This is a genomic window from Paenibacillus sp. TAF43_2 (genome assembly GCF_052113545.1).
Classification (GTDB): Bacteria; Bacillota; Bacilli; order Paenibacillales; family Paenibacillaceae; genus Pristimantibacillus.
Genome location: NZ_JBFRDK010000007.1, coordinates 61157 through 79369, shown reverse-complemented (window position 1 = coordinate 79369; position 18213 = coordinate 61157). Strand labels below are relative to the sequence as shown.

The 18213-nt window shown below is 44.4% G+C and carries 21 protein-coding genes; 17 read left to right on the top strand and 4 right to left on the bottom strand.

The features are described from left to right. Positions 1-86 precede the first annotated feature (86 nt). The 9 genes from AB4Z17_RS03190 (at position 87) to AB4Z17_RS03150 (ending at position 6370) form a co-directional block, all read left to right on the top strand. On the top strand, positions 87-320 hold the full coding sequence (locus tag AB4Z17_RS03190; RefSeq protein ID WP_441958094.1) for a group II intron maturase-specific domain-containing protein: 234 nt from the start codon (positions 87-89) through the stop codon (positions 318-320). 330 nt (positions 321-650) lie between these two features. Beyond that, positions 651-1646: an ABC transporter substrate-binding protein gene (locus AB4Z17_RS03185; protein WP_441958090.1), complete on the top strand. Its 996-nt coding sequence runs from the start codon at positions 651-653 to the stop codon at positions 1644-1646. Between the two features lie 35 nt (positions 1647-1681). After that, a complete protein-coding gene (locus tag AB4Z17_RS03180) occupies positions 1682-2659 on the top strand; it encodes a FecCD family ABC transporter permease (protein WP_076268081.1) in 978 nt (325 codons plus the stop codon). A gap of 1 nt (position 2660) precedes the next feature. Beyond that, positions 2661-3455 (top strand): ABC transporter ATP-binding protein, encoded by a 795-nt coding sequence (locus tag AB4Z17_RS03175; RefSeq protein WP_441958088.1) that lies wholly within the window; start codon positions 2661-2663, stop codon positions 3453-3455. A gap of 3 nt (positions 3456-3458) precedes the next feature. Beyond that, positions 3459-3968, top strand: coding sequence for a HugZ family protein (locus tag AB4Z17_RS03170; protein WP_430057455.1), 510 nt, complete (start codon positions 3459-3461; stop codon positions 3966-3968). A 25-nt stretch (positions 3969-3993) separates the two neighbouring features. After that, on the top strand, positions 3994-4458 hold the full coding sequence (locus tag AB4Z17_RS03165) for a DinB family protein (RefSeq protein ID WP_441958086.1): 465 nt from the start codon (positions 3994-3996) through the stop codon (positions 4456-4458). 343 nt (positions 4459-4801) lie between these two features. After that, a complete protein-coding gene (locus tag AB4Z17_RS03160; protein WP_076268044.1) occupies positions 4802-5098 on the top strand; it encodes an antibiotic biosynthesis monooxygenase family protein in 297 nt (98 codons plus the stop codon). A 39-nt stretch (positions 5099-5137) separates the two neighbouring features. After that, complete coding sequence (locus AB4Z17_RS03155) at positions 5138-5548, top strand: DUF4265 domain-containing protein (RefSeq protein WP_076268043.1); 411 nt, start codon at positions 5138-5140, stop codon at positions 5546-5548. Positions 5549-5587: 39 nt separating this feature from the next. Further along, positions 5588-6370 carry an SDR family NAD(P)-dependent oxidoreductase gene (locus AB4Z17_RS03150; protein WP_441958084.1) on the top strand — a complete coding sequence of 261 codons (783 nt, stop codon included), beginning with the start codon at positions 5588-5590 and terminating at the stop codon, positions 6368-6370. An 89-nt stretch (positions 6371-6459) separates the two neighbouring features. Here the strand turns inward: AB4Z17_RS03150 and AB4Z17_RS03145 are convergent, their stop codons facing one another. Further along, on the bottom strand, positions 6460-6708 hold the full coding sequence (locus AB4Z17_RS03145) for a type B 50S ribosomal protein L31 (protein ID WP_076268041.1): 249 nt from the start codon (positions 6706-6708) through the stop codon (positions 6460-6462). Positions 6709-6936: 228 nt separating this feature from the next. Between AB4Z17_RS03145 and fur the strand changes: the two genes are divergently transcribed. Beyond that, positions 6937-7416 (top strand): ferric iron uptake transcriptional regulator, encoded by a 480-nt coding sequence (fur, locus tag AB4Z17_RS03140; RefSeq protein WP_339207536.1) that lies wholly within the window; start codon positions 6937-6939, stop codon positions 7414-7416. A gap of 179 nt (positions 7417-7595) precedes the next feature. Further along, a complete protein-coding gene (locus AB4Z17_RS03135) occupies positions 7596-10022 on the top strand; it encodes a bifunctional diguanylate cyclase/phosphodiesterase (RefSeq protein WP_441908781.1) in 2427 nt (808 codons plus the stop codon). A gap of 58 nt (positions 10023-10080) precedes the next feature. Here the strand turns inward: AB4Z17_RS03135 and AB4Z17_RS03130 are convergent, their stop codons facing one another. Both AB4Z17_RS03130 and AB4Z17_RS03125 read right to left on the bottom strand, forming a co-directional pair. Beyond that, positions 10081-10266 carry a cysteine-rich CWC family protein gene (locus tag AB4Z17_RS03130; protein ID WP_441908782.1) on the bottom strand — a complete coding sequence of 62 codons (186 nt, stop codon included), beginning with the start codon at positions 10264-10266 and terminating at the stop codon, positions 10081-10083. A gap of 23 nt (positions 10267-10289) precedes the next feature. Further along, positions 10290-11093, bottom strand: a complete 804-nt coding sequence (locus AB4Z17_RS03125) for a Cof-type HAD-IIB family hydrolase (protein ID WP_076268037.1) — start codon at positions 11091-11093, stop codon at positions 10290-10292. A 277-nt stretch (positions 11094-11370) separates the two neighbouring features. Here AB4Z17_RS03125 and AB4Z17_RS03120 point away from each other — a divergent pair, with 277 nt between their 5' ends. The 3 genes from AB4Z17_RS03120 to AB4Z17_RS03110 all read left to right on the top strand — a co-directional run bounded on the left by AB4Z17_RS03120 (position 11371) and on the right by AB4Z17_RS03110 (position 13682). Next, entirely contained in the window at positions 11371-12795 is a 1425-nt protein-coding gene (locus AB4Z17_RS03120) for a S41 family peptidase (RefSeq protein ID WP_441958082.1), read from the top strand. Positions 12796-12863: 68 nt separating this feature from the next. Further along, on the top strand, positions 12864-13085 hold the full coding sequence (locus AB4Z17_RS03115) for a DUF1450 domain-containing protein (protein ID WP_076268035.1): 222 nt from the start codon (positions 12864-12866) through the stop codon (positions 13083-13085). 93 nt (positions 13086-13178) lie between these two features. After that, complete coding sequence (locus AB4Z17_RS03110) at positions 13179-13682, top strand: ferritin (RefSeq protein WP_076268034.1); 504 nt, start codon at positions 13179-13181, stop codon at positions 13680-13682. A 92-nt stretch (positions 13683-13774) separates the two neighbouring features. Here AB4Z17_RS03110 and AB4Z17_RS03105 read toward each other — a convergent pair whose 3' ends face one another. Then, complete coding sequence (locus AB4Z17_RS03105; RefSeq protein WP_441958080.1) at positions 13775-14803, bottom strand: Leu/Phe/Val dehydrogenase; 1029 nt, start codon at positions 14801-14803, stop codon at positions 13775-13777. Positions 14804-15026: 223 nt separating this feature from the next. Between AB4Z17_RS03105 and AB4Z17_RS03100 the strand changes: the two genes are divergently transcribed. Genes AB4Z17_RS03100 through sigJ form a run of 3 tightly spaced genes read left to right on the top strand, consistent with a single transcriptional unit; the run spans position 15027 to position 18198 of the window. Then, positions 15027-16025, top strand: a complete 999-nt coding sequence (locus AB4Z17_RS03100; RefSeq protein WP_441958078.1) for a phosphotransferase enzyme family protein — start codon at positions 15027-15029, stop codon at positions 16023-16025. 60 nt (positions 16026-16085) lie between these two features. Next, positions 16086-17279: an NAD(P)/FAD-dependent oxidoreductase gene (locus tag AB4Z17_RS03095; protein WP_441958077.1), complete on the top strand. Its 1194-nt coding sequence runs from the start codon at positions 16086-16088 to the stop codon at positions 17277-17279. A gap of 37 nt (positions 17280-17316) precedes the next feature. Further along, entirely contained in the window at positions 17317-18198 is an 882-nt protein-coding gene (gene sigJ, locus AB4Z17_RS03090) for an RNA polymerase sigma factor SigJ (RefSeq protein WP_441908792.1), read from the top strand. The last annotated feature ends 15 nt before the right edge of the window (positions 18199-18213 follow it).

Here is an 18213-nt window from a genome sequence, read left to right as displayed (position 1 = left end):
TCTATTACACGACCCAACAATGGCTCTGCATAAAAGCAGAGAAGCATGTGAGGGAGGTAGTGAAAGACCGACTTGCTCCGCCAAAGATGCGGCACGTTTCGTTTCAAGAACACGTGGACTGGCTCAACCTGAGAATACAAGGCTGGAAGAACTACTATGCGACACCGTACAGTACCAAATGGATGACYAAACTAGATTGGTACATCCGCCAACGGCTAACCAAATGGTACGCAAAGAAGCGCCAGCGAAGTAACTGGCGYGGTTCAGGACATGAAGTAARGATTCTTAGYCAAATGCATGGTTTAAAGACGCTTRTATAACTCGCACGCACATGAAWGAMGAACATCGGAAAGCCGTATGAGGGAAAACCTCACGTACGGTTTGATGAGGAGGGGCTGAAATGAATTTCAGTCCTTTACTCTAGATTAGCGTATGATGAGACGAATGTGCTTAGGAAGGCATTCGAAATTTTAGTGTCCAGTATGGGAATGAAAGAGAGGGTCTGAAGGTGGATGGGGAAATAACCGCAAAATTAAATAAATAAAAGTTTAGCGAAAATACTAATTGAAAATGATTTTCATTCGCTGTATAATGAGAAACGGTATCAATATAATGATACTAATTATCATTATCATACAGGAGGAAACAAAGTGAAACGAGCAGGATGGAAGATTGGTATTATGACTTTATTATTAGCGACTACGGTAGCATGCGGAAACAATGCAAATAAGCCAGAACAGGTGACTGGAAACACAGCAACAGAGCAGCCAAGCCCGGCTGCAACGAAAGCTCCTGTGTCTGATTCTAAAATAGAAGTAGATGAAACAAAAGCAGCGGAACTGATTGCACAGTTCAATAACCAAGTTCCATCATCAACGGTAACCATATCAGTAGCTATTGCTGAGCTTTTAAATGAGCTTGGAATTGAGACAGCCGGTGTTCCAACGACGAAAAACAAATTGCCAGAAGCTTTCGTTAACCTGCCTCGAATCGGCTCATCCCATCAGCCGGATCTAGAGCAAATTGCGAAGCTGCAGCCTGGTGTCATTCTTGGACCAAGCTCCATTAAGGATAGTTTGGATAAGTCCTTTAAACCAGCGAATTTACCTACAGCTTATTTGCCTGCGGACTCCTTAGACGAGTTGAAACTCAGCACGGTAGTTCTAGGTCGAGTGTACGGGAAAGAAGACAAAGCAAATGAAGTATTGCAGAAGCTGAGCGAACAAGAAGCGGAAGCAGTTAAGCTCTCCGAAGGCAAAGATGCTCCAAGCGTAATGGTTCTATTCGGTTCTGCTGAATCATTAATGTTCATGAACGATAGTACTTTTGTAGGCAGCTTGGCGAAGAAGCTAGGAGCAAAAAACGTATTATCAGAAGTATTGAAAAAAGAAGATGCTTATGTACCACTTGATATGGAAAGCATCGTAACGGCTAATCCAGATATTATTTTGCTAGTTGCTCATGGTGATCCTTCTGCTGTTACGAAGCAGCTTGAAGATGATGTGAAGAAGAACGGAGCTTGGGAGAAGCTGAACGCATTCAAAAACGGCAAGCTGATTGCACTTGATTATAGCTTGTATGGAGTAGCTTCGTTAGTAAATGCACCAAATGCATACCAAGATATGGCGAAAATTTTGTATAACTAATGAAAGGGAGCTTAGAGGTGACGGATAATAAAAAAATGAGAACGACCACGCTTCTAGCTCTCTCATTTTTGTTGCTGATTGTGGCTATTTTGTTCTCAGTTGCGCTTGGTAGTGCAAGATTTGATCTAGCTTCTACTTTTCAAGCGATACTAGGCAATGGGAACGAAGCGGCAAATTCTGTGCTTTGGGATATTCGAATCCCTAGAGTATTTCTTGCTTTGATAATCGGCGCGAACCTTGCTGCATCTGGAGCTTTGCTGCAAGCAGTTATGTTAAATCCACTGGCAGATCCGGGGCTAACTGGTGTTTCTTCCGGGGCAGCGGTTACCGTATTATTCATTATGCTAGTCATGCCTAGCTATTCATCGTTTATTCCGTTAGCTGCAATAATTGGCGGCGGTATTGCTGCCGGAATGGTTTATACTTGGGCATGGAACAAGCAAACAGGTTTTACACCTGTTCGCATCATTCTTTCGGGTGTTGCCGTAAATGCGGTATTTGGAGGAATGATCGGCCTGCTCTCTATTAAATACAGCGATAAGCTGCCTGGCGCACTTGCATGGATGAACGGAAGTTTGGCAGGAAAAGGAATGGGCGATGTGCTCATGATATTGCCCTATTCGATTATTGGATGGATTGCCGCGATTCTATGTATTCGGCAAGCGAATATATTACGTTTAGGCGAGCAAGTAGCACATAACTTGGGGCAAAACCTTAACCGAAGCCGCTTGATCCTGTCTTTTGTGGCGGTGTACTTAGCTGCTGTCTCAGTGTCGACAGTAGGTCTTGTTGGGTTTATTGGCTTAATTGTGCCACATATGGCTCGTTTATTAATTGGCACAAATTATCGCCACACGCTGCCGCTTAGCTTAATACTTGGGGCACTGCTTCTCTTAGTGGCAGATACGATTGGGCGTACTGCCTTCGGCTCTGTAGGGGTGCCTGCAGGTATCGTCATGGCATTGGCAGGAGGTCCGTACTTCCTCTATTTGATGCGAAAAGGAGGGGTCTAAGTTGTTAAAGGTCCAATCGTTGAATATTCGTTACGCGGATCGTACAATAGTGAGCGACTTTTCTCTCGATGTGAATGAGGGAGAAGTGGTATCCATTATTGGACCGAACGGCTCGGGAAAGTCGACTATTTTGAAGGCAGTGTCTCGAATGATTCCATGCGTTAGCGGACGCGTCTGTATTGCCGATCAAGAGATTCGCTCGCTTAGTACGAAGCAAGTATCGCAAATGCTGTGCATGCTTTGTCAGAAGAACGTCAGTCCGTCCGACATGACAGTAGAGGAATTGGTTGGTTATGGGCGAATTCCTCATAAGAAATGGTATGAGCGTCTGGATGCTGAAGATTATAAGGTCGTACATTGGGCGCTTGAACAGACGGGCATGATGGAGTTTAAAGACAGACTCATCGTATCCCTCTCTGGTGGAGAAGCACAGAAGGCATGGCTTGCTATGGCGCTCGCTCAAAGACCTAAGGTGCTTCTACTCGATGAGCCCACTACTTATCTGGACATCGCACATCAACTGGAAGTGCTTGAACTTGTGCGACGACTAAATCGTGAATTGAAGCTGACGGTTATAATGGTGCTGCATGATTTGAACCATGCATCCGCTTATAGCGATAGGGTTTGTGTGATTAAGAATGGGGATAAACATGTATTTGGCAAGCCGAAGGATGTTTTTACGATGGAGCTGATTCGCAGTGTCTACGGTGTGGAAACAGAAATTCAGCAAATGCCCGAAAGCGCTAGTCCACGAATTCACGTATTAAAAAAGTTTTATGAGAAAAGCGAGGGATGACGAATGAAGGCGATGGATATTGAAATGATTAAGGTGAATTATTTAAATTTTACGGAAAGCTTGAAATCTGTCGTGCTCGGTACAATCGACGATGAGGGAAAACCTTTTGTTTCCTATGCTCCCTTTGTGAAGTTCAACGGAAAGCTCTACATTTATATTAGCAGAATCGCTCATCATTTCCGGTACATGGAAGCCAATCCATCAGTGGACGTTATGCTGCTGGAGGATGAGTCGCAGACTACAAATTTATTTGCTAGGCAGCGTGCTCGCTTCGTTTGTAATGCGGTTAATATCGGCAATGAAGGACATATCGAGATATTTGAACGGTTTGAGCAAACCTTCGGCAAAAACATGATAGGCATGCTTCGCGGCCTCGATTTCTCTTTGTTTGAGCTGACGGCTTCGGAAGGCCGTTATGTAGCAGGCTTCGGTCAGGCTTACGATATCGACTTGTCAGGCGAGAAATTTGAGCATGTTGCAAGAGATGGGCATGCACAAGCGAAGAAAGCTTAATAAGAGCAGAGGAGCGGACGCTATTATGACGATCACAACAGTACTGCCTATTTGGCGTGCTATTCAAGAAAGATTCTACAAAACGGTCAAAGCATTGCCGGAGCAGGATTTGTCTTTACAGCTTGGAGCATCCTCCATTGGCTATATGCTTCGACATAACGCTGAGGTTGAATATATGTTCGCAGACTGGTTCTTCGGGAAAAGCATGCCGGAGGGATTGCAGATCTCGACAAGCAGAGGTGCTGCTGGAAGCAAAGCAACCTACGATAATTTACAGGAGCTTATTGCGTTTCTTGAATCCTCCAACAATCATCTTATGGATGCAATGAAAGAGCTCCCAGAGGAGAAATGGCATCAAATCGTGGACTGTCCGATCGGCCCCTCAACGCCGCTTGAGGCTGTTGGCCGTTTAATGTACCATACCGGCATCCATGCAGGCCAAATCTCGCTTATTCAAAAATGCGCTCCTAAAGAGGAGCCAGCTACTTAGGGATACGATTGAAGTCTCAGAGACCACTCTCTGGGGCTTTTTTTTATGAAATAATAGTCAAATACAAATGTCGGATCATGACGGAAAATACGGATTAAGAGTAAAGGTCGCAGGTGATTTCGGTAAATGATGGCGCAATTTGAAGGGAAAGAATCGATTAAATTGAACTCGCTCTGAAAATTATGGACACATGGAGCGATTAGACAGTTTGGAAAACAAGATATTGTATCATTTGATTTACTCTTTGCCTTATTTGCAGTACCACTTATAATATATACATAACATCATAATTAGGATTGCAAGGCTATTGCTAAAACTAGATATTTAACAAGGAGTTGCTATCATGATATTAGAGGTTGCTTCATTGCAGGTTAAGGCAGGGCTGTCCGAACAATTTGAAAGCAATTTCAAAGCCGCATCGAAAATTATCTCAAGCATGAACGGTTATGTCAGTCATGAACTTCAGAAATGCTTAGAAGAGGATAATAAATATATATTGCTTGTACGATGGGAAACGCTGGAGGATCATACCGTTGGTTTTCGCGGATCGGCGGAATATTTGGAGTGGAAAAGTCTGCTGCATCATTTCTATGATCCATTTCCAGCGGTGGAGCATTATACGAATGTGGATATTAGCTAGAGTGAATGGTATGAGCCATCACTGAAAATAAACATAGAGGTGAGAAGCATTCAAGATTTTATTCCGTTACATCTTTGCTTCGATGGTGTAGGTCAAGAGGTCGAGATACTGGACGTTGTACAACTGGGTGATGACCTGTATCGCATTGAGGAGAATCCTGTATTTACTGAAAATGTTGCCTTTGGAGACGTTATTCGTGTAAGAGCGTTCAAGGATGTATCCATGTACATAGAAACGATAGAGAAATCAACGTTCACCAGGCATAATTGGCTGCTAAGCAAAGAAGTTATTTATTCATTAGAGCTTAAACTATTAAAAAATAAAATTCGAGAGTGCCAAGGCAAGTCGCAGCAAGTGTTTGGCGGTATTTTTATTGTAAATTTACCTGCTCATTCAGAAATTGATATAAACCATGAGGTACAAAAGGTAATCAAAGCAGTTGGGAAGTAAAGTTTAAACGATAAAGCAGCAGAGAAGGAGGAGTTATAGGTGGAGCTTGGGCTAAAAGGAAAAATCGCACTCATTACAGGCGGGARCAAAGGAATTGGACTAGCAACAGCATTGCTGCTGGCAGAGGAAGGTGCTGAGGTAGCCATTGTTGCACGGGAGGAGGAGTCTCTGCGCAGCGCGGCAGCACTTATAAAGGAACGAACAGGCAAAGAAGCGTTGGCAATCAGCGCAGATGTAAGTCGGCCGGAAGATGCCGCAAGAGCGGTTGAGCAAACGGCAGCACACTTTGGCGGTGTCAACATTCTTGTGAATAACGCAGGAGTTTCTGCGGCGCAGCCTTTTGAGAAGGTGGAGACTGATGCATGGACAGCGGACCTCGATTTGAAGCTGCTCGGAGCAGTTCATTTTGCGCGTGCGGTACTTCCATATATGCGTAAAGCAAGTGGAGGAGCTATCGTCAACGTGACAGCTATAGGCGGGAAAACGCCGGGTGCTTCCTCTCTCCCAACCTCCGTTAGCCGCGCCGCAGGCCTTGCACTGACCAAAGCGATGAGCAAGGATCTGGCTGTGGATCAAATTCGTGTAAATGCAGTTTGCATCGGGCTGATTCGCAGCGCTCAAATCGAGCGGATGTGGCAAGCTGCGAGCCCTGAGCTTAGCTGGGATGAATTCTCAGCGGACAAGCGCCATGGGATACCTTTGGGTCGAATTGGCAGGGCGTCGGAAGCAGCAAATGTTATTGGTTTTCTCGTTTCGGAAGCCGCATCTTTCGTAACGGGTACGTCTGTAAATATTGATGGCGGCATTTCTGCGGTGCTGTAGTCTGTCTGCTGAAATAAGAAACGAAAGAAGCTCCTTACAGATTGCCGCATTGAACGGTTCTGTTTGGAGCTATTATTATTACTATTTTTTTATTTCTTTTGTTGGAATCGTTGGTTGAAGCGGTCAACTCGTCCGCCTTTATCGGTATTGCGTTGTTTGCCTGTATAAAAAGGATGCGAAGCGGAGCTTGTATCTACGCGAATGACCGGGTAGCTATTACCGTCTTCCCATTCCATTTTTTCATTGGACGATTTGGTTGAGCCCGTCAAAAATTTGTAGCCGCTGCTCACATCAAAAAACAATACTTGATGGTAAACGGGATGTATGCCACTTTTCATTTTGTTCTCTCCTTTTATTTGTAATTGTTACGAATAACTATTTTTTTTATCATACTCGAAATACGATTTTTGTGTCAAGGAGTATGGTTAAACACTTATTAATATATGGTATTTGCTAATTTCGCAAAAGTATACTACCATTAAATTATAATCATTCTAAAAGTAAGCCTTTACATAAAGTGGAATGCATTCATGTACTGGCTTTTCAATAAAAGGAGGTAGCTTTGCATGTTAAACATCACAGCAGAAACGGATCGAATAAATCGACATTTGATGGCGAACGGATATAAACTGACAACTCAGCGTGAGATTATATTGCGAGTGCTGCTTGAGAACGAAATGGATCACTTGAGTGCAGAAGGTGTCTTCATGCTCGTAAAGCAGAAAAATTCTGATATCGGTCTAGCGACTGTATATCGGACACTCGAACTGCTCGCTGAGCTTCATGTTGTTGAGAAAATGAATTTCGGGGATGGTGTAGCCCGCTATGATCTTCGCGGTGAGGATCATGAGCATATGCATCATCATCTAATATGTGATGAATGCGGCTCACTGACAGAAATTAAAGAGGATTGGCTGCTCGAGCTTGAGCAGCGAATTGAACGGGAGTATGGCTTTAAAGTGACGGATCATCGGCTTGATTTTACAGGCAACTATAAGTCATGCAGCAAGGGCCAATGCAAACGGAGAAATAAAGCTGTATCTTAACTTCATAAAGGTTGTAAGAAGGGCTTCTCCACTATGTGGGAGAGGCTCTTATTTGTTTAGTTATGCGGTCGTTGCATGTCTAGCCATCATCGAAATTTTCAAAAATGTTTCAAAACATTATTGTATAATATAAGAATGCTCTCGCAGATAAACATCTTACATAGAATAGAGGGGATTTAATGGAGCATGTTCATGGAACCTATGATAGTTTATTAGTTATTTTCTCTTATATTATAGCAGTCATGGCTTCATATACAGCACTGGATCTTGCAGGAAGAGTGAGTACCTCCAAAGGAAGCACAAAGCTAAGCTGGCTGATGTTTGGAGCGGCTTCTATGGGGATGGGAATCTGGTCGATGCATTTTGTCGGCATGCTCGCGTTAAAGCTTCCTTTCCCTATAAAATATGATTTGGTTATCGTGCTTATCTCGGTAATTGCAGCGATAGGAGCGGCTTTTACTGCGCTGTATGTTGTCGGTCGTAGTGAACTTTCGAGATCGCAATTGCTAGCTGGCGGATTATTGCTTGCCACAGGCATTACGATCATGCACTATGTTGGCATGTCTGCAATGCTTATACATATAACCTATAATCCGATTATCGTTATGCTCTCTATTCTTATCGCATTTGTCGCATCCATTGCAGCTCTTTGGCTATCGTTTTATTTCCGTAAGGATAGACAGAAAGGACAATGGTGGAAAAAGCTTGGAAGCGGCGCTATTATGGGGGCTGCGATAGTTGGCATGCATTATACAGGAATGGTCGCAGCTAATTTTCATACTAGCAATAAGACTGCTTTGTTTTTTGGCGTTATTTTGGACCAAACGTGGCTGGCCTACATTATTGCGTTAGGTATATTTTTTACACTTGGATTATCTTTGTTTGGAATCTATATATCGAAGCGATTTGCCCATAAGGACTCAGAAATTGAACAAAATGAAAAATGGTACAAGTCCTTGTATGAAAATAGTCAGGATGGCATCGTGTCTGTTGATTTGCATTACCGTGTGACTAGTCATAATACGAATGCTTTGAAGATAACCGGTTTCAGCAGCAAGCAGGTTATGCATCAATCGATATCCACGTTAAGCGGGATTATTGTTCATGAAGATCAAGAACGTGTGAAGCAAATGTTTCAAAGATCCTTTGCGGGGGAGACTTTGAATCACGAAACCGCCATCATCCGTGCTGACGGCATGAGAATTGAGCTCAACGTAGCTAATGTACCGGTTGTTGTGGATGGTGAAGTCGTAGGCAGCTATATTATTTTTAAAGATATAACCGCTGAGAAGCGGGCGCAGCTGAAAGTCAATCATTTAGCCTTCCATGATGAATTGACAGGTTTGCCGAATCGTCGCAAATTTAATCAAGCGATTGCAGAGACCATTGAACAGAGCAGTACAAGCGATTCGCATTTTGCTGTAATGGTGCTTGATATCGACCGTTTTAAAATTATAAATGATTCACTCGGGCATATGGTCGGCGATCAGTTTTTGCAGGAAGTTAGCGGACGCATTCAACAAGCTATCGCAGGGCAAGACGTTATGCTTGCCCGCATGGGCGGAGACGAGTTTACGCTGCTGTGCCGCAATTATGAAACGCAAGATACGATTAAGCGGTTAGCGGAACAGATCATCAGCTGCATCCAAGCACCGTATCGATTAAAGGACAGCGATTTTTATGTGTCCGCAAGTATCGGAATTGCACTGTTCCCTAGCCATGGACAGGATGCTGTACAGCTGCTCAAAAATGCCGATACAGCGATGTATGAAGTGAAGAAAAAAGGTAAAAACGATTATCAATTTTTCACTGGCGAGCTCGACCGAGTGCTGCAAGAAAAAATCGAATTAGAGGGCGATCTTCGAAAAGCGATCGAACGAGGGGAACTGCTGCTCCATTACCAGCCGCAAATCCGAACAGAGGATCGTGCGATGATTGGGATGGAGGCGCTTGTACGCTGGCAGCATCCAACTAGGGGGCTGCTAAGTCCAGGCGTCTTTATACCGCTTGCGGAGGAGACCGGTCTCATTTATGAAATGGGAACATGGGTACTGCGCGAAGCCTGCAAACAAATGCGGATGTGGCATGTACAGGGAGGTCCGCTTATCCCTATATCCGTCAACTTATCTTCGCAACAATTCCATCAGCCTAAACTTGCGGATTATATTATGGCTATACTGCAGGAAACGGGATTGGAGCCGAAATATTTAGAGCTGGAAATAACAGAAAGCATGATGATGGACGCTGCATTGTCCAGCAGCATTTTGAATCAATTGAATGAATATGGTATTCGCATTAGCTTAGATGATTTTGGGACAGGCTACAGCTCACTCAGTTATTTGAAAATGTTCCCGATTCAAAAAGTTAAAATAGATCGCTCCTTCATCCGTGATATTACAAATAACAGCGATGATAGAGCGATCGTTTCAACGATCATTGCGATGGCTATGCATTTGAATATGGAAGTTATTGCGGAGGGAATTGAAACGAAGGATCAGCTGGATATTTTAACGGACAATTCGTGCAGAAAGATTCAGGGCTATTATTTTAGCAAGCCGTTGTCTGCAAGTGCTGTGGAAGAACGTTTTTTTGTGCCAGCGCGATAAGCAAACTTAAAAAAAAGAAGCTGTTTCTAAAAGGTGATTACCTTCCAGAGACAGCTTCTTAATTTTGTTCTTCAACTGCTTTGCTTAAGCAATTTCGGCAGATGCAGGCTTTGTTTTTGAGCTCTTCAGGAACGGTCTCTAGAAGCGTGCTGGGAAATGATTTCTGGAAGCACCAGCAATCTTTCGCTGTATTGTTTTCTTCCATAGCACAATCGTTTGGCCCATTGCAAAGGGGACAATTCATGAATGCAGTCGCCTCCTTGCTTGTTATTCAGTGACGTTAAGCACAAATTTCTCAATAACGTGGCGAACGCCTTCCTCGTTATTCGACAACGTTACATAGTCTGCAATGTCCTTCAGAGATTGAATGGCGTTGCCCATTGCTACACCAAGTCCGGCAGCGATAATCATTTCATTATCATTCCATGCATCGCCAAGGGCGATTGTTTGGTCCATTGTACAGCCAAGATGCTCGGCCATAAATTTCAGTGCATGTCCTTTAGTGCCTTCCTTATGCATGAACTCTAAATAGTGCGCTTTGGATTTAGTAATATGCACGCGATCACCGATTAGCGGCTTAAGCTGCTCAGCGATTTCATCGAGGCGAGCCGGATCATCGATAATAAGCATTTTGTTCATCGGAAAGTCGAGCAATTTGTTGAAGTCTGGCTCTATTTTGTAAGGGATATTGGCAAGCTTAGAATAAGCTTTGATTTTGTCATTGTCATGAGTGCTGTAAAGCTCATCGTCAACGTAAAGCTGCAGGTGCAAGCCGTTCTCCTCAGCGAATGCGTGAAGCTCTTTAGCCGCATCAATCGGTACGTTTCTTTCATACAGGACTTGTCCATCAAGCAGTGTTTTGACGAGTGCCCCTTGATAGGTAATAATAGGAACATTGAGTTCAATTTGCTTAGCAATTTTTTGAGCGGAAGCAAACATGCGGCCTGTTGCGAGTGTAACCGTTACACCTTGGGCAATAGCAGCTTCCATGGCACGCTTCGTGCCTTCCGTTACGGTTAGGTCATCCGTTAATAACGTGTCGTCAACATCAATCGCGATAAGTTTATACATACTAGCGGTGAAGCTCCTCTCCAGCTCTCTATATTTAAAAATATAAGAAGTTATAAGTTCCACATGTATAACTAGGCTTATATTTCGCTGCGAAACGATTGCATACGCCGCCAAAGACGGCGTTGGCCGTTTGCGCTTTGATTAGGTTGATTGTAGCTAAAATGATCCAGACATTCAAGACTAGGCTTATGCTTACGAAGTAAGTTTTGCTTCACAAAACTGGGTTTATGCTTACGAAGTAAGTTTTACTTCGTATAACTTTTGAGGAGATGAACAGATGAACTATTTTACATCAGCGGCAGCAAAACAAAGATTTCTGACTCTCTGCGTCATGGGAGCTGTGGTATTTACTGCTCTTGGCTTTGCAATCGGGTTTTTCTGGATGGGGAATCAGTATCCGATGATCAAGGAGCCGACCTTTAAGCAATTTACGGTTTCATACAACAAAATTATTAATGACTACTTAAACGGAGCTGAGCCGAAGAAGCTGATTAATGGCGCAATTGCAGGCATGGTTAGCTCGCTTGAGGACCCGTATTCCCGGTATTTGGCTGAGGAAAAGGGCAGTGCCTATACCCAGTCCTATGAGGGCGAAATATATGGAATTGGTGCTGAATTGCGCGAAGAGGAAGGCATGTTCATCATTACCGGGCTCACGAAGGGAGCTCCAGCCGAGCGAGGCGGCTTACTGACGGGCGATATCATTCTCTCGGTAGATAATCAGAAGCTGGCTGGGAAGACGTTTGAGGAGCTGCTTGGCCTCGTTAGAGGCAAGGAAGGAACATCAGTCTCGCTGCAGATTCAGCGCCCGAATCAAGTTGAGCCGATAACATTAAAGCTGAAGCGGGAAGCTATTCCAGTACATACGGTAACGTCTGAGCTTCTTGAAGGCGGTATCGGGCATGTAACGATTAGCCGTTTCGCTGAGAAAACTGCGGATGAATTTGAAGCTGCAATTACGGAGCTGCAGGCGAAGCAGCCGCTTAAAGGATTGCTGCTGGATATGCGATCCAACCCCGGTGGATTGCTGCAGCCAACCATTAAGATTGCAAGCAGGCTTATACCGAAAAACAAGGTTATTTTGAATGTCGTGTACAAAAATGAGCGGCAAACGATTTCGTATAAGTCTGATCAGAAGAAGGAATGGAAAGTGCCGATTGTAGTACTCGTGAATGGACAATCTGCAAGCGCGAGCGAGGTGCTGACGGCTGCGTTAAAGGAATCAGCGGGAGCAACCGTTGTCGGTGAAAAAACGTATGGCAAAGGTGTTGTACAAGCTTTTAATCAGTTTAAGGACGGTTCTGTCTTAAGCTTAACGGAAGCGCAGTGGAAGACGCCGGGCGGCACTTGGATTAACAAAACAGGCGTTTCACCGGATTTTGCAGTAGCCCTTCCCGAATATACGAAACTAAGACCGCTTGCGATTGGCACACATATGAAGATAGGCAGCTATGGCGAGGATGTAAAGACGCTGCAGATGATGCTGAAGGAGCTCGGTTATTCTCCAACAGGACAAGAAGGCATGTTCGATAAACAAACAGCAGCAGCATTAACTAAGTTCCAAAAAGCCGAGAAGCTGGAGGCTACGGGCAGTTTCAATGACAAAACGGGGTATAAGCTGCTGGAGCGTCTACGCGAGAAGCTTGGACGCGAGGACAGTCAGCTGATTAAAGGGTTAGAGGTTCTTAAAAACGGCAGTTGACAACGGGGATGATAATCATTATCATCAAGTAGAAAGCAAATCCTTCGTTGCGCTGCGGGGTGTATCTTATGAAGAAGATTAAGTATTGCAAACGGAATCTCAAGAACGGTTTGGAGCCGGTTTATAAGGCGATGAAAAATCGATATCCGGATATTAAGCAGAAAAAAAGTGATTGCCTTGGAGATTGCAAAACCTGCAAGCTAGAGTGCTTCGTCGTGGTCAAGTCGAAGACGGTTAGCGCGCCGTCCGCAGAGAAGCTCTATAAGCGATTGAAAAAAATGATCGGGTAGCTTGAATTTCAATAAATTAACAAGAACGGCATTTGCCGTTCTTTATTTTTATGTTAGAATAAGTACAATCTAGGAAAGCTGAGGTGCATAAGCATGAATGATGGATTAGCAGAAGCATTAAATGAACAGATGAATTTTGAATTTTATTCAGCGCATGTGTATCTGGCAATGGCGGCTTACTGTTCAGGTGAAAGTCTTGATGGTTTCGCTAACTTCTTCATTGTACAGGCTGAGGAAGAACGGTTTCATGCAATGAAAATATACAAGTTTCTGAATGACCGTGGTCGTCGTGCTACGCTGTCTGCTCTTGGAGAGCCGAATAACGAATACTCTTCCATTTTGGACACTTTCGAGCAAGGCTACGGACATGAGCAGCAAAATACAAAACGTTTCTATAATTTATCTGACCTTGCGATCAACGATCGCGAGCATGCAACGATCAACTTCCTCAAATGGTTTATCGATGAGCAGGTTGAAGAAGAGGCTTTGTTCGATAACATTATCCATAAGCTGAAACGCATCGACAAGGATAGCAATGCATTCTATATGCTTGATGCTGAGTTCGCTGGACGTTCCTTCACTCCTCCAGCAGTTTAAGCTGGACACCGCAATAATGAATAATAAGGGGATGTGCCGGAAGTAGAGAAATCTACTTTCGATACATCCCCTTTTTTCGATTGAGTGGTTATTCAGCCCTTAAGCAATTGCTCCACAATTCGATTGGCTGCTGCTGCGGTTGAAATTCCATGTTCGTCAGCTGCTTGAAATACGTTCATCAGTGTACCATTTATTTTCTCAACCTTTTGCTGTGCTGTCGCAGCATCCCCGCCAATAAGCTCAACAGAGGTTACGATGATGCCGCCTGCGTTAATCACATAATCCGGTGCATACAAAATGCCAAGCTCATGAAGCTTCTCGCCATGGCGGCTTTCTGCTAATTGATTGTTCGCTGCCCCAGCAACAATGCTGCAGTCCAGCTGGCCTAATGTAAAATCATTTAGGATGCCGCCTAAGGCACATGGCGAGAAGACATCGCAAGGTGTGCGCATAATGACATCTGGCTTGCAAGGAATTGCCCCAAACTCCTCGACAACCTTCTTCACCCGCTTTGAATCAACGTCCGTTACAACGAGCTCTGCGCCCGCATGCTTTAAATAGCGGCATAGCTGATAGCCTACTTTGCCTAATCCTTGAACGGCAATGATTTTTTGCTGCATATTTTCGGAACCGTAAACCGTTTTGAGAGAGGCCTGAATGCCAAGGAAAACGCCGTATGCGGTCATTTTAGCTGTAAAATCATTTACTGCTCCGAGCGACCCTGATACATCAGTCACATAGGGTGTCTCGAGGCGAACCCAGTCCATATCCGAAACATCTGTACCCAGATCCATACCGGTAATATAGCTTCCTTGCAGGTTTTGAATATGCTGGCCTAGCGCCCGAAACAATATTTCCCGCGAGCTTTGACCGGGCTGGCTTAGAATGACAGCTTTGCCGCCGCCAAATGGCAAACCTGAGATCGCTGATTTATAGGTCATTCCCTGCGCTAGCCGCAGCGCATCGAGGACAGCAGCTTCATCGCTGGCATATTGCCAAAACCGGCAGCCGCCGAGGGAAGGACCAAGCTTTGTGCTGTCTATTGCAATAATTGCCTTTAAACCGATAGAACGATCCTGGAGGAAGATGAGCTGCTCATAGCTTTGATTCCATACATCCAAGTGGATTCCTCCTTTGAGGTCTGCCTGTCGCGCTTCTTGTATGTAGTGTATTCATTGCTGCTATCATGAGCTACGTCATGTGTCCCAAGCCGCATCAATAAAGCGGGCAAAATTAATCATAGTAATTCTCTACCAGATCGGGCACAAATAATTTGTTATAGTGGAAAGTAATAGATTCATCATTTGCAAACAACTAGGATGGATTCACGATTTAAAATAGATAATGAAAAAGGATGAGGTACCCTTGCATTTATTTCCTGCAGCATACTCGCTATTATCAACCGAAGCGTTATTGTCGCATATTAAAGCCCACTATGGCATTCATGAGTCCGCTCGTCTGCACTATTTTCTGAGAGGGATGAACGATACTTATATTTTAGAGACGGAGCAAGGCAAATACATATTTAGAGTGTACCGAGCGGACCGGAGAAACCAATCAGAGATTGCTTTTGAATTAGATTTATTAAACGATCTTCATGCAAAAGGGATAAGCGTGTCCGTACCGATTGAGAAAAATGACGGCACATTTATTAATGAGTTTTTGGTCCCTGAGGGTGTAAAGTACGGGGTAATGTTTAGTTTTGCAGATGGTCAAGAAAAGCGAATGCAGCATCCAGAAGACAGTCGTCTATTTGGCGCATCCGTTGCTCAAATTCATCAAGCTGCTGACGATTTCACCTCTGAGCACACAAGGGGAGAGCTCGATTTGGAGCATTTGATAGACAATCCGCTTCGCATAATTAAGCAGCACATGGAAAATCGGCAAGAGGATTATCAATTTCTAAATGAGCTGGTTATGCGCTTAAAAGATCAGCTTAACATTCATCTGGAAGCAGGGCTGGACTTTGGAATTTGTCATGGGGATTTGCATGGCAATACGAATGTCGCTTTTACGGAAAATGGGACATTGACGCATTATGATTTTGATATTTGCGGTTATGGCTGGCGAGCTTATGACATTGCGGAATTTAGACTGGCAAGAGAAATTCATAGCAGGCACGATAAAGAAGAGGTTGAACGTCTTTGGGATGCATTTATTTGCGGATACAGAGAAATCAGATCTATAGGCGAAAATGATATTCAAGCGGTTCCGATATTTGTAGCGCTTAGACAGCTATGGCTCTTTAGCTTATGCTTCAGTGAATCTAAGTTGATCGGAGCAGCTGATTTTGATGACGGATTTATCGACAGCAAGATGGAGTATTTTAGAAATTTAGTGTAGATGTCACAAAAAAACTCATCTTATCGTTATATGTGCAAACATGCACAGGAGCTGATGGAGATGAAAGAGAAAAAGGAAATAACATGTGTCATTATTGGCGGCGGTTATGCAGGCATTAACGCCCTCAAGGCAATACGAAAAACATTGCAGCCGGAATTAGGAGCTGGGAAGCTCCGTTTAATTCTGATTGATAAGCAGCCATACCATCTTCGGAAGGTATTGCTGTTCAAGCCGGCTGTTAATGATGATAATATTGTTGTTCCTTTTGGCAGCTTGTTTCCAGATGGCGTGGAATTTATTCAAGGAATGGTAATGACCATAGAAAAAAGAGATAAGCGGTTATTGTATAAAGATGAGAGCGGGCACGAGCAGCATTTAAAATACGATATTCTCATTTTGGCAGCTGGAAGCGTTATTCGTCAGCCCGATGCCGATCAGGGCGGTATTGCCTTGACTGGACTCGCAAGCGCAGCTCATATTCGAGAGCATTGGCATGAAAACTTGAGAAAAGCGGTAAAGGAAACAAGCCGTGCTGAGCGTCAAAGATGGATGACTGTTGCCGTTGCAGGGGCGGGGATTAGCGGAATCGAATCATCTGCTGAGCTTGTCTACGCTTTGCGTAAGGAAGCAAGTGCACTCGGACTTGATCCGTCAGAGGTGATTCTCTACTTGCTAAATGCGCAGGATAGGTTATTTCAGGAGGGACCGGCAAAGGTTGGCATGAAGCTAGAGCGCTTGCTTAAGGGCAGCGGAGTGACCGTTCTGCACGGACGCAAAGCTATTCGTGAGAGGGAAGGGGAGCTTCTCTTATCGGATGGTGGGATTTTAAAGGTGGGCTTATGTATTTGGACGCTTGGCCTGCTGCCCAATCCGATGCTCAGAAGCATGGGGCTGCCGCTTACTGCAGATGGTCGAGTCATTGTGGACGCTAATTACCGTGTGAAAGAAGCACCTGGGATATATAGCATTGGCGACTGTGCTCAAATTGTTGACCCGGTGAGCGGGCTTGAGGATAGGATGACGTGCAAGGAAGCGACAGCGCAAGCAGATAGGCTGGGGAAAGTCATAACGGCAGATATAATGGGTCATTCTGCACCTGTTCACAAGAGATATCTTGATTTTTTCTGTTTTGGTCTCGGGCCAGAGCGGGGAATGGTATGGACAAGGCAATGGGGCCTCGACATTATCATAACGGGGAAGCTTGGATGGAAGGTACGGAAAATGACTTGGGATTATGCGAGTCTCATTAAATGATAAAAGCAGCATTTGTTATGAAACGAGGGATGGTGAAATGAAAGAGCTCTACCTGCAATATAAAGCGCTTTTGTTCAAAATCGCATACCAGCTTACGGGTTCGGCTGCTGACGCTGAAGATATCGTGCAGGATGTTTTCGTGAAGGCATATGATATAGATCCAGAGAGCATAGCCGAGCCGAAGGCTTATTTGTGCAAAATGGCGACAAACCGCAGCTTGGATTTGCTAAAGTCTGCCCGAAAGCAGCGAGAGCGGTACGTTGGGCCGTGGCTCCCAGAACCCATTATTACAGAAGAGACGGATGCACTGGATGCCGTTATTCACCACGATTTGTTGTCTTATGCAATGCTGGTTTTGCTTGAACGGTTAACCCCCTCGGAGCGTGCTGTATTTGTGCTTCGTGAAGCGCTGGGCTTCGAATATTCGGATATTGCAAAGCTAATAGAAAAAAGCGAAGTCAATTGTCGAAAGCTGCTGAGCCGTGCGCGAGACAAAATGGGGATTTCCGAAGCTGAACCTGTTCATGCGCAGCCTGCGGGTGAAGAATGGGTTCGTCGTTTTGTATTGGAGCTTGCGGAGGGCAATGTGAAGGAGGTCCTTTCTCTGCTTGCAGAGGAGGTTGTTCTCCTTTCAGATGGCGGAGGCAAAGTGTCTGCTGCTATTCATCCTATTAAAACACGCGAAAACGTTTCTCGGTTTCTATTCGGTTTGGTTCAAAAAGGACCACTTGCTGATGGCAGTTTGAAAGCCGAGCTTAGAATACTGAACGGTCAGACGGGACTTGTTTTACGATCAGATAAAGGAATCGAGGGGGTTACTCTTTTCCATGTGGTGCAGGGGGGCGCACTTCATCTGTACATTGTAAGAAATCCAGATAAGCTGAAACTGTTGGAATTGAATACTGGCGGATCATCATGAGGGAGGTGTCTTCAT